We start from the raw sequence: 10,954 nt of genomic DNA, 5'->3' as shown, positions 1-10,954 counted from the left end.
GGCGCCGCGGCCGGTGCCGTCCACGCCTCCGACCGCGGCGCCGGCGCCGGCCGAGCGGCCGGCGAAGCCCGCGCCCGTCCCCTCGGCGTCCCGGAGGTAGCCGCCTGTCCACGATGAGCGCCCAGGAGATCCGCGGGGCGGAGATCACGTTCGACGAGTTCGTGACCGCCACCGCGGGCCGGCTGCTGCGCACCGCCGTGTTCCTCGTCTACGACCGGCACCTCGCCGAGGACCTGCTGCAGACCGCCTACGAGCGGGTCGCCCGCAGGTGGAAGCGGGTGTCGGGCGGCAACCCGGAGGCGTACGCGCGGCGGGTGCTGGTGAACCTCGCCATCGACGAGAACAAGCGGCGCGCCCGCCGCCGGGACACCCCGGTCGGGTCGGTGGCGGACGTGGAGCGCCTCGCCGGGGCGCCCCCGGCGGCGGGGGCCGCCGGGGGCGACCTGGACGAGCTGCTCCGCGCGCTGCCCGCCAAGCAGCGCGCGGTGGTCGTGCTGCGCTACTGGTGCGACCTGGAGGAGAAGGAGATCGCCGAGACGCTCGGGATCTCCCGGGGAACGGTGAAGAGCCACACCGCGCGGGCCATGGCGGCGCTGCGGGAGCACATGAAGGAGGGCCGGGCGTGAACGACGAGCTCGAAGCCCTGCTGCGCGACCACTACCGGGCGGCCGCCGATCACGTCACCGCGGGCCCCGGCACGGTCCGCAGGTTCCAGGACGCGGGCCGGGCGGCCCGCCTCCCGGAGCGCGCCCGGTGGCGCTGGGCGTTCCCGGCGCTGGCGGCGGCGGTGACCGCGGCGGTCCTGGTGACGATCGCGCTGTTCCTGTGGCCGGGCGGAGGCCGGCCGGCGAAGCCGCACCCGATGGCGCCGCCCGCCTCCCCGTCCGCCCCGGCGACGGCGCCGCCCACCGCGACGCCTCCGGGACGGCCGTCGGTGTCGCCGACGCGGATCCCGGAACCCGGCGTCCCGCCCCGGGGACGGTCCGGCGCCGACCCGACACCCCGGCCGACCGGCACCCGCGACCCCCGGACGGTCCCGCCCGCGCACGGCGGCACGACGCCGTACCCGTCGTCGAGCCCGACGGGTCCCGGCTCGAAGCAGCCGCGCACGGCACCCACCCCGACCAGCGGGAACTAGCCCAACTGGGCGAACTGGGCGGGAACTAGGCGGGGTCGCCGAAGCACAGGCCGGGGAGGGTGCCCCAGCCGACCGTCTCCAGGACGGCGCGCATCTGCGGCGGCGTCCGGTCGAGCACCACGGGCGCGCCGCACGCGCGGCTCCACGCGGCGTCCCCGAGCAGGGCGATCCCGCCGAGGTCGATGAAGTCGAGCCCGCCGAGGTCCAGGTGGAACTCGCGGTCGGGCGGCAGCTCCGCCAGCGCCGACTCCAGCGCCCGGACGAGCATCGCGTGCCGGGCGGCGTCCAGCTCGCCGATCAGCGCGAGACCGGCGGGCTCGTCCGTGCGGACGATCCTCAGCGGCTCCACGCCGGCTACCTGATGTGCAGCCGGACGAAGGTGCCGTCCCAGCCGGCCCGCAGCTCCATCAGGTCGACGAGGAGCCGCACGGTCCACAGCCCGAACCCGCGCTGCAGCGCCGAGTCGGGCGGGATGAAGCCGGTGAGCGGGGTCGGCGCGGGCCGCCACAGCCCGTTGTCGCCGACCTCGCAGAGCAGTTCGGGGCCGTCCTGCCAGATCCACATCCCGACCGGGGGGACGCCGTGCTGCAGCGCGTTCGCCGCCACCTCGTTCACCGCGGTGACGAGGTTCTGCGCGGGCCGCTTGGCGAGGCCGTGCAGCAGCGCCCGCTCGGCGACGAACGAGCGCAGCGCGTGCAGGTCGTCGTCCTCGACGGCGAAGTACTCGGCGTCGCCGGGACGGGAGAAGCGCAGGCTCCGGTCGCAGTTCGCGCCGAACGTCACCGGGTCGACGTAGGCGCCGCTGGCGAGCGCGGGGCCGTCGGTCACCATCATCGGGTGGGTGCGCCGCGCCTCCTCCAGGATCCGGGGCGACAGCGCCTCGCTGTCGTAGGGGCACAGCGCGCGCGCCCCGGAGTCCTTGAACACCTCGTTGATCAGCGACTCGTAGCGGATCCACTCCAGGGTCTGCCGCTCGTCCCAGCCCCGCCACACCGGCTCGGCCAGCGCGCACACGGTCCGCGGCGCGAACTTGTTCACCAGGGCCTGGTAGTCGCGCAGGGTCCGGACGGGGTGCAGGTAGAACGTCGCCGCGTCCACCCATTCGATCTCGGCGTCGTCGCCGAACAGGTCGTGCAGCGCCGACAGGTTCGGCTCCTGGGCGACGGCGACGACGGCCTGGCCCGCCTCCAGCCCCGACCGCAGGAACGGCTCGGTCACCGCGAGGAAGTGGTCCGTGCCGCCGTACACGAACGCCCTGTGCTCCAAGCTCATCAGGCCATGCCCTCCGTCTCCGTGAACGCGCGTTCGCGGCCGCGTTCGAGACCGGGCAGCCGGTGCCAGCCGACCATCTCGATGACGTTCTCCACGTCGGGCGGCAGGTGGTCGAGCACCAGCGCCTCGTCGGCCGGCAGGACGGTGGCCTGCTGCGCCAGCAGGTTCAGCCCGCCGAGGTCGATGAAGCCGAGGTCGGTGAAGTCGAGGTGGACGCGCCGCCGGGCCAGGCACACCTGCGCGAGCTGCTCGGCGAACACCTGGTGCCGGGCGGCGTCCAGCTCGCCCTCGACCCGCAGCCCGTTCGGCTCGAAGGTGCGGACGGTCTTCAGGATCCCGTCGTCGAACTCGGGGTCGACCTCCACGAGCACCTCGTGCGTGTCGCGCAGGGCGGCGAGCTCGTCGGGCGGGCAGGCGTGCCGGTCGATCTGGCAGATCGCCATCGCCATCGTGCTGGGCGAGACGGCGTCGCCGACCCGGTGCTCGCAGCCCAGCATCTCGGCGATGTCGGAGCGCCCCGGCTCGCTGAGCAGCCAGCTGTAGTCGGTGGTCAGCCGGACGGCGCGGAAGCCCTGGCCGAACGCCGCGTCCACCTCCCGGCCGATCGTCTCCAGCATCCGGCCGGGTTCGAAGGCGCCGCGCCGGTCGAGGCAGGCGTCCCGGCGGGAGATGACCCGCAGCTGGCCCGTCCTGCTGTAGGCGTGCACGTCCACGCCGTGCCGGGGGCCGACGCCGGGCAGCAGCTCGGCCGGGGCGTCGGTCACGTAGACGACCTTCTCGTTGGTCTCGAGCCCCTCCCGGACGAAGGGGCCGATGACCCTGTCGCGCTCCTCGAGGCCGCTGTAGGCCAGCCAGCTGTGGTCGCCGGGCCGGATGTCTTTGACGGGTCGCTTGGCGAACCAGGGTGTCTCCATGGCCTGCCCATCGAGGTCGGTACGGATTCGTTCAGCGTACGCCCGCGGCGGGTATTTGGAAGCCCAACGCATCGAGTTCCTCACACTCCGTTCACGGCGGCCGGGACGGCGGGCAGGCGCAGCCGCAGCCGCACGGTGCTGCCGCCGCGTCCGGTGCGGATCTGGACGATCGAGCAGAGCAGCCGCACCGCCCACAGCCCGAACCGGCCGCCGGTGGCGGTGCCGGACGGGCGGGGCGGGACGAGCCCGTAGCCGGAGCCGGGCTCCCAGCTGCCCCGGTCGGTGACCTCGCACACGAGGGCGGGGTCGCGGCCGGACGGCTCGGTCCACATCCGCAGCATGATCGGGGGAGCGCCGTGCCGGAGCGCGTTGGTGACGACCTCGGTGACCGCGACCAGCAGCCGCTGCAGGTCCTCGTCGGGCAGCGGGGTGCGGCGCGCGTACTCGGTGACGTAGGCGCGCAGCCAGAACAGGTCGGGCCGGTCGATCTCGAGCTCGTCGGCGTCGCCGGGCGGCGGGGGCAGGGGCTCGCCGTCGCATTGCGCGCTGTAGGCCCACGGGTCCATGTAGAGGGGGTTGGCGATGGACCTGGCGCCGCGCACCGTCTCGGGGTGGGTGCGGCGCCCGGCCGCGACCACGCCGGCGGGCAGCGACGAGGAGTAGGGGCACATGATGGCGGCGCCGGTGCCGCGGAAGGCGATGTTCACCATGGCCTCGACGCGCTGCCATTCCAGGACCTCGAGCGGCGGGCGCGACGCCCACACGACCGGTTCGCCGAGAACGCGGAGCCGGCGGCCGTGCCAGGCGATGTCGTCGGCGTCGCTCAGGCAGTCGGCGAGGGTCCGCGCGGGGTGGGAGTACCAGGTGCCCGGTTCGACGAACTCGACGGACGCGGCGGTGGGGCCGAGCGCCTCGCGCAGCAGCATCTCGCGGGCGATCCCGCAGACGGCCAGGACGCGGTCGCCCGCCTCGGCGCCGTCCCGCAGGAAGGGCAGGGCGCCGTCGAGGAGGTCGTCGACCCGGTCGTACGGCAGGACGCAATGGGTGAAGGATTCGCTCACGGCGGCCCCAGGTCGCGTCTTCGGTCCCGGCGTTCCCCTTGTGCCTGCCGCGGCGCCGGCAGACCCAACAAGGGTAGGCCGACCGCCCGTCCGCGCGCCGGGCCGTCCCGCAAAAACCGCGACCGGTTTTTCACATAGTGCGACGGGATGCGGGGCGCGGCCGCCGGTACAGGACGGCGCGCATGCCGGGCGCGAGCGCGGCGATTAATTCATCGGCCGTCATCGAGGCGAGCGGTTCCACGGCGAGGATGTAGCGGCCGAAGATCACTCCGGCGAGCTGGGCGCCGGCCGCGGCGGCGCGGTGGCGCGCGTCGGGGCCGCCGACCTGCTCGGCGATCCGGTCGATCATCTCGCGGCCGACGACGTCGCGCAGCAGCCCCATCAGCTCGGCGTCCTGCGTCGCGGCGCGCACCATGAAGGCCAACTGCCGGCCGCGCTCGGGGTCGTCCCAGGTGCCGAGCATCGCGCGCAGGACGCGTTCGGGCAGCGTGGCGGGGTCGCCGGGGAGCGCCGCGGCCAGCACGTCCGGCGGGTTGGCCAGCAGCCCGAGCACCGCGCCGAACAGGCCCTTCTTGGAGCCGAAGAAGTAGCTGATGAGGGCGGCGTCGACGTCGGCCTCGGCCGCGATGGAGCGCAGCGTGACCTTGGCGTACCCGTCGGCGAGGAACCGGCTCCGGGCCACCGCGAGGATCTGCGCGCGGGTGTCGGGGCTGCCGCGCCGGCGGCCGCGCGAGGCCCGCCCGGACACCACGGCCGGAGGCGCGCTCCCGGATTTATTCATCATGGTTGAAATGTAGTGCGGCGGGCGCCAGATTCGAAGTGTCACAGCGAAGAGATCCCGCAACCAGGAGGCTCCGATGGCCACCACCGGAACGGCGCCCGGAGGGCAGGTCCACCGGGCCGTGCTGCCGGCCGTCATGCTCGCCCTCGCCACCGTCGTGTCGGCGGTCGCGTCCCTCAACACCGCCATCCCGTCGATCGCCCGCGACACCGGCGCCACCCAGACCCAGCTGTCCTGGATCATCGACGCCTACGCGCTGGTGTTCGCGGCGCTGCTGCTCCTCGGCGGCGCGATCGGCGACCGCTACGGCCGGCGCCGCGCGCTCGCCGCCGGGCTCGTCATCTTCGGCGCCGGGTCCGCCGCCGCGATGTTCGCCGGCGACCCCGGCTGGCTGATCGCGATGCGCGGCGTCCTCGGCGTCGGCGCCGCGCTGGTCATGCCCGCGACGCTGTCCACGATCACCTCGACGTTCCCGCCCAGGCAGCGGACCCGCGCGGTCGGCGCCTGGGCCGGCGTCGCCGGCGCCAGCGCGATCTTCGGCCTGCTGGTCTCCGGCAGCCTGCTGGAGCAGTGGTCGTGGCGGTCGGTGTTCCTGCTGAACATCGTGCTCGCCGTGATCGCCCTCGCCGCGACCCTCGCGGTCGTCCCCGAGTCCGCCGACCCGGACGCGCCGCGGCTCGACGTCACCGGCGCCCTCATCACCGTCGTGGGCCTCGGCGCCGGCGTCTACTCGATCATCGAGGCGCCCACCGAGGGCTGGACGAGCGCCCGCACCCTGATCGGGCTCGGCGCCGCCGTCGTCGTCCTCGCCGGGTTCGTCGGCTGGGAGCTGACCCGGCGCGACCCGCTGCTCGACCCGCGGCTGTTCAAGCACCGCGCCTTCTCCGCCGGCACCCTGTCGATCACCGTGCAGTTCTTCGCCTTCTTCGGCTTCGTCTTCATCGTCCTGCAGTACCTGCAGCTCGTGAAGGACGACGGCCCGCTGCTCGCCGCCGGCAGCCTGCTGCCGATGGCCGCCGCGATGATGCCGGCCGCCCGCGGCATCGCGCCCCGCGCCGCCGCGAAGGTCGGGCCGCGCCGCGTCATCGTCGCCGGGCTCATCCTGGTGAGCGTCGGCATGCTGGTCCTGTCCCTGCTCGACACCGGCACCAGCTACTGGGTCATGCTGGGCGGCCTGATCCCGCTCGGCGCCGGGATGGGCCTCGCCATGACGCCCGCCACCGCGTCCATCACCGACGCGCTCCCGGCCGAGAAGCAGGGCGTCGGGTCGGCGATGAACGACCTGGCCCGCGAGCTCGGCGGCGCCCTCGGCATCGCGGTCCTCGGCAGCGTCCTGCAGTCCGGCTACCGCTCGAACCTCGACACCACCGGCCTGCCCGGGCCGGTCGCCGAGCACGCCCGGACGTCGCTGGCGATGGCGGCGCACGCCGGCCCCCAGGTGATGCGGCAGGCGCAGGGCGCGTTCGTGGACGGCCTGCACACCGCGCTGCTGTCCGCCGCGGTCGTCCTCGCCGTCACCGCCGTGCTGGTGGGCGTCCTCTACCGCCGTCCCGCCCCGGCCCCGGCCGACGCCCGCGAGGGCCAGGAGACCGCCGCCGCGGAGCCGGCGAATTGACCGCCCGCCACCCGGCGACCGCGACGGCACGCGAAAGGGCCCCCGCAGGACGCGGGGGCCCTTTCCCTGTGCGGCTCAGGCGGCCCAGTCGGCCATGCGGGCGTCGGCCCGGAAGCGCAAAGCCGGGTCGGCGTACCGGGCTTCAGGGACCGCGTAGAGGGCCTCCACCCCCGCCTGCTGGAGCGGGTAGGAGGCGGCGAGCTCCGCCAGTTCGGACGCCGACAGCGGCAGCGCGGCACGGGACATCATCAGGCCCACCTCCGCGATGACGCGCGGGTCGTCGGCGGGCGGCGCGGCGCTCAGGACGTTCTCGGTCAAGGTTCCTCCAGGGTTCGCGACGCCCGGTCGCTCCGGGCGGACGGCGGCTGTGCGGTGGGTCGCCGGGGCGGTCAGGCGGCGACGAGGGCGGGGACGCGCCGGTGCCAGTCGGTGACCTGCTGGAACGCGTCCGCCGCGCGCAGCACGCCCGCCTCCCCGAACGCCGGGCCGGCGAACTGGATCGACAGCGGCAGCCCGGCGGCCGTCGCGCCCATCGGGGCGGCCAGCACCGGGTTGCCGACGCAGTCCCAGTACTGGGTGAAGATCGTGCGGAACAGGCCCTCGATGTCGATCCGGCCCGCCCCATCGGTCAGCTCGTCGAAGCGCGGCGCGCCGACCGCCGCGGTCGGGCAGACGATCACGTCGACGTCGTCGAACATCCGCGCCACCGCGTCCTGCGCGACCCGCCGCACCCGCTGCGCCTGCACGTAGTCGGCGCCGGTGACGAGCGCGCCCCGCGCCAGCATGAGACGGGTCGCCGCGAAGTAGTCGCCCCACCGTTCCACCAGGTCGTTGCGGTGGTAGGCGAACGCCTCCGCGCACATCGTGACGAGGTTGGCGGTGTGCATCTCCGTCCAGAACGGCAGCTCGGCGTCCACGAGCGTCGCGCCGAGCCCGGCGAGGACGCCGAGCGCCGCGTCGAAGGCGGGGGCGAGCGCGGGATCGGCCTCGTCGGGGAAGTGCCCGGCCCGCACGACCCCGACCCGCAGGCCCTCCAGCGACCCGTCGAACGCCGGCCCGCCGTACGGCACGTCCGCGCTGTCGGGGTCGCTCGCGTGCGGCCCCGCGATGACGTCCAGGACGGCGGCGCAGTCGCGGGCGCTGCGGGCCAGCGGGCCGACGTGGTCGAGGCTGTAGCCGAGCGGCGCCACGCCCGACTTCGGCACCCGGCCGAACGTCGGCATCAGCCCGGTGACCCCGCAGAACGCCGACGGGATGCGGATGCTGCCCGCCGTGTCCGTGCCGAGCCCGGCGAAGAACAGCCCGGCGGCGACGCCGTTGCCCGTCCCGGAGCTGGAGCCGCCCGGCCACGTCGCGGTGTCCCACGGGTTGCGCGGCATCGGGAACGGCTTGGACGGGTCGGGCATCCCGCACGCGAACTCCATCGTGGTGACCTTGCCGGTGATCACCGCGCCCGCCTCCTTCAGCCGGGACACCACCGGCGCGTCCCGCCCCTGCGCCCAGGCCCGGTCGAGGACGAGGCTCTGCGCCGTCGTCGGCCCTTCGGCCATCGCGATGATGTCCTTGACGCCGAACGGGACGCCCTGCAGCGGGCCCCGGTCGATCCCTTCGGCCAGTTCCCGGTCGGCGCGTTCGGCCTGCTCCAGGGCGTAGTCGTCGAAGCGGGCCAGGTAGGTGCCGATCTCGCCGTCGTGCCGGTCGGCGGCGGCGAGGGCCTCCTCGGTCAGCCGGACGCTCGTCACCGCGCCGGCGCGCAGCGCCTCGGCGGCCTCGGTCAGGGTGAGGGGTGTCTCCATGGTTCTCCTTGAGGGCATGCCGCGGCCGACCGGCCGTCCGCGCCGCGAGGGCGTGGCCGGTCGCCGGGGATCTTCGCGACGGGGGACGGGTCAGCGGGGCGCGGACGCGCGCGGAAGGCGGGAGACCAGCAGGAACCGGTCGCCCCGGTGGTGGATGTGCGCGAGGTCGAAGGGGCGGCCGCCGGGCGCGCGGATGACCTGCTCCATGGTCACGACCGGCGCCCCCTCGGCGAGGCCGAGCAGGCCCGCCGTGGCGGCGTCGGCGGGCAGGCAGCCGAGGACGAACTCCGACTCGCCCAAGGGCAGTCCCGCCTCGGCGAGCAGCGCGTACCAGTCCGAGACGAACGGGACGTCGCGGAGGCGCTCCGCCTCGGGGAACAGCACGTAGTTGGTCGCCATGGCCACCGGTTCGTCGCCGAGCAGCGCGACGTACTCCAGGCGCAGGCACGGTTCTCCGGACCGGGCGCCGAGCCGGTCGGCGGCGACCGCCGGCAGCGGGATCACGGAACGGTCCAGCACGCGCGGCCGCATCCGCCGGTCGAACACGCTGCCCGCGCCGGGGTCGGCGGCGCCGTGCGCCTCCGCGAGCGGGGCGAGCACCGCCTCCGCGACCGCGTGGGTGCCGACGCCCTGCCGCCGCTCGACGAGCCCTTCGGTCCGCAGCAGCGCGAGCGCCTCGCGAACCGTCGCTCGCGTCACGCCGTGCGCGGCCATCAGCTCGGGCTCGCCGGGCAGTTGGCCGCCGGGGTAGGCGCCGCGCAGGACCGCCGACCGCAGCAGGTCCCGGACCCGCCGCACGTCCGCCCCGGCCTGCGCCCCTGCCGCTCTGGCCCGCGCTCCCGCCGCCGCTGCCTTCCACGGCCTGGTCGCAGTCATGTGCCGGGACGTTAGGCGGACGCCGTTGCCCCCGCATGTTCCGGCAGTTGCCGGTGTGTTACGTTCCACGACCGCCATCGCACCTCCCGCGTCCGGCCTTGCCGACGTGCAAGGACGCTAGGCAGGAGCCGTTGCGGGAGCGTGTCGCCGCGATTGCGCCAGGTTACGCCGCGTCCCGCCGCCGGATCTGCGCGCCCGTCTGCGGAAACGCGCGGACGGTGCGGCGATTCGCCGAGTTGCGCCCGGCAACGCCGTCGATGGGGCGGGCCGCCGGTAATCCGCCGACATGCCGACCGGCCAGGACGCTAAGCTGAGCACGCTCCTGCACGGAGCATCCGCGGGCGTGGCGAAGTAGGCATACGCGGCAGGTTTAGGTCCTGTTGGTGGAGACACCGTGGGGGTTCGAGTCCCCCCGCCCGCACCCGTCCGGCGCCGGATCGCGGCGTGTCGCCCCTAGGACGGCTTCCCTAAGGGCGACACTCGACGGAGGGTCAGACCGCCAGGTCGCGGCGGAGGCGCTCCACGTGGCCGGTGGCCTTCACGTTGTAGTACGCCTTCTCGATCCTGCCGTCGGCGTCGATGATGAACGTCGAGCGGATCACGCCGACCACGACCTTGCCGTACAGCTTCTTCTCCCCGTAGGCGCCGTACGCCTGCAGGACCTCGGCGTCCGGGTCGGACAGCAGCGGGAAGGTCAGGCCCTCCTTCTCGCGGAACTTCGCGAGCTTGGCGGGCTTGTCGGGGGAGACGCCGACGACGGCGACGCCCGCCGCCTCCAGCTCGGCCAGGCTGCCCTGGAAGTCGACCGACTCCTTGGTGCAGCCGGGGGTCATGGCCGCCGGGTAGAAGTACAGGATCACCCGCCTGCCGCGGAACGAGGCCAGCGAGACCGGGGACGCGTCGGCGTCCGGAAGCTCGAAATCGGGGGCGACGTCGCCCGGCTCTAGCCGCTCTGACACCCTGTGCCGCCTTTCGCTCGGATGGTGGATCCAACGGTACCGCCCGGGGTCCGGCGGGCGTCCGGCGGGAAGACCTGCAACACTGTTCGGATCATGCTTCGCTCGACACGACAAGGACAACGGCATGGCTGACCGCGACCCGGAGGCGCTGGAGCGGGAGATCGAGCGCACCCGCCTGGAACTCGCGCGCACGATCGACGAGCTGGCCGAGCGGGTCAACCCGAAGAACCTCGCGCACAAGGGCACCGAGCGGATCAAGGAGGAGGCCGGGCAGCTCGTCCAGGCCGTGAACGCGATGGTGCGGCCCGAGGGCGAGGACGGTGAGCCCGGTCGGCTCGACAAGCGCGTCGTCTACGCGGGCGCCGCCGCCGCGGTCACCCTGACCGCCCTCGTCCTGTGGCGCCGTAAGCGCAGGCGCCGCTGAAACCGCCGATGACGGAGGCGCCGGACCGCGACCCGCGGCCGGCGCCTTCGCTTTGCCGCGCCCGGACGGCCCGGCCCGCGCCCCGGTGGCGGCCGGCGGCGCGGGCCGTCCGGGCGAG

13 protein-coding genes and 1 tRNA gene are annotated in these 10,954 nt (G+C 74.7%); 5 read left to right on the top strand and 9 right to left on the bottom strand.

The annotated features are described in order from the left end of the window. Positions 1-113: 113 nt before the first annotated feature. Positions 114-626: a SigE family RNA polymerase sigma factor gene (locus F9B16_RS45375; protein WP_151546472.1), complete on the top strand. Its 513-nt coding sequence runs from the start codon at positions 114-116 to the stop codon at positions 624-626. Beyond that, positions 623-1,138 (top strand): hypothetical protein, encoded by a 516-nt coding sequence (locus F9B16_RS45370; protein WP_151546471.1) that lies wholly within the window; start codon positions 623-625, stop codon positions 1,136-1,138. Before F9B16_RS45375 ends, F9B16_RS45370 begins: the two co-directional genes overlap by 4 nt. Before the next feature lie 25 nt (positions 1,139-1,163). Here F9B16_RS45370 and F9B16_RS45365 read toward each other — a convergent pair whose 3' ends face one another. The 5 genes from F9B16_RS45365 to F9B16_RS45345 form a co-directional block, all read right to left on the bottom strand. Further along, positions 1,164-1,487, bottom strand: coding sequence for an STAS domain-containing protein (locus F9B16_RS45365; RefSeq protein WP_151546470.1), 324 nt, complete (start codon positions 1,485-1,487; stop codon positions 1,164-1,166). Between the two features lie 5 nt (positions 1,488-1,492). Beyond that, entirely contained in the window at positions 1,493-2,410 is a 918-nt protein-coding gene (locus F9B16_RS45360) for an anti-sigma factor RsbA family regulatory protein (protein ID WP_151546469.1), read from the bottom strand. Then, the gene (locus tag F9B16_RS45355) at positions 2,410-3,324 is read right to left on the bottom strand and encodes an MEDS domain-containing protein (RefSeq protein ID WP_151546468.1); all 915 of its coding nucleotides are present in this window, start codon (positions 3,322-3,324) and stop codon (positions 2,410-2,412) included. Before F9B16_RS45355 ends, F9B16_RS45360 begins: the two co-directional genes overlap by 1 nt. An 80-nt stretch (positions 3,325-3,404) precedes the next feature. Next, complete coding sequence (locus tag F9B16_RS45350; protein ID WP_151546467.1) at positions 3,405-4,385, bottom strand: sensor histidine kinase; 981 nt, start codon at positions 4,383-4,385, stop codon at positions 3,405-3,407. Positions 4,386-4,515: 130 nt separating this feature from the next. Continuing rightward, on the bottom strand, positions 4,516-5,169 hold the full coding sequence (locus F9B16_RS45345; protein ID WP_225992518.1) for a TetR/AcrR family transcriptional regulator: 654 nt from the start codon (positions 5,167-5,169) through the stop codon (positions 4,516-4,518). A gap of 73 nt (positions 5,170-5,242) precedes the next feature. Here F9B16_RS45345 and F9B16_RS45340 point away from each other — a divergent pair, with 73 nt between their 5' ends. After that, positions 5,243-6,781: an MFS transporter gene (locus tag F9B16_RS45340; RefSeq protein WP_151546466.1), complete on the top strand. Its 1,539-nt coding sequence runs from the start codon at positions 5,243-5,245 to the stop codon at positions 6,779-6,781. 75 nt (positions 6,782-6,856) lie between these two features. Here the strand turns inward: F9B16_RS45340 and F9B16_RS45335 are convergent, their stop codons facing one another. The 3 genes from F9B16_RS45335 to F9B16_RS45325 all read right to left on the bottom strand — a co-directional run bounded on the left by F9B16_RS45335 (position 6,857) and on the right by F9B16_RS45325 (position 9,453). Further along, positions 6,857-7,099, bottom strand: coding sequence for a hypothetical protein (locus tag F9B16_RS45335; RefSeq protein ID WP_151546465.1), 243 nt, complete (start codon positions 7,097-7,099; stop codon positions 6,857-6,859). Between the two features lie 71 nt (positions 7,100-7,170). Continuing rightward, on the bottom strand, positions 7,171-8,577 hold the full coding sequence (locus F9B16_RS45330) for an amidase (protein WP_151546464.1): 1,407 nt from the start codon (positions 8,575-8,577) through the stop codon (positions 7,171-7,173). Between the two features lie 90 nt (positions 8,578-8,667). Continuing rightward, positions 8,668-9,453, bottom strand: coding sequence for a GntR family transcriptional regulator (locus tag F9B16_RS45325; RefSeq protein ID WP_225992517.1), 786 nt, complete (start codon positions 9,451-9,453; stop codon positions 8,668-8,670). Positions 9,454-9,790: 337 nt separating this feature from the next. On the opposite strand from F9B16_RS45325, the gene F9B16_RS45320 reads away from it, so the two are divergent. Continuing rightward, positions 9,791-9,874: transfer RNA gene (locus F9B16_RS45320), tRNA-Leu, on the top strand. A gap of 70 nt (positions 9,875-9,944) precedes the next feature. On the opposite strand, the gene bcp is transcribed toward F9B16_RS45320, so the two are convergent. Further along, entirely contained in the window at positions 9,945-10,412 is a 468-nt protein-coding gene (gene bcp / locus F9B16_RS45315; RefSeq protein ID WP_225992516.1) for a thioredoxin-dependent thiol peroxidase, read from the bottom strand. A 124-nt stretch (positions 10,413-10,536) separates the two neighbouring features. Between bcp and F9B16_RS45310 the strand changes: the two genes are divergently transcribed. Continuing rightward, on the top strand, positions 10,537-10,836 hold the full coding sequence (locus tag F9B16_RS45310) for a DUF3618 domain-containing protein (RefSeq protein WP_151546462.1): 300 nt from the start codon (positions 10,537-10,539) through the stop codon (positions 10,834-10,836). Positions 10,837-10,954 lie beyond the last annotated feature (118 nt).

The organism is Actinomadura montaniterrae (assembly GCF_008923365.1).
Lineage (GTDB): Bacteria > Actinomycetota > Actinomycetes > Streptosporangiales > Streptosporangiaceae > Spirillospora > Spirillospora montaniterrae.
Note: the sequence above shows the minus strand (reverse complement) of the source record. Positions and strands in the feature narration are given on the sequence as shown.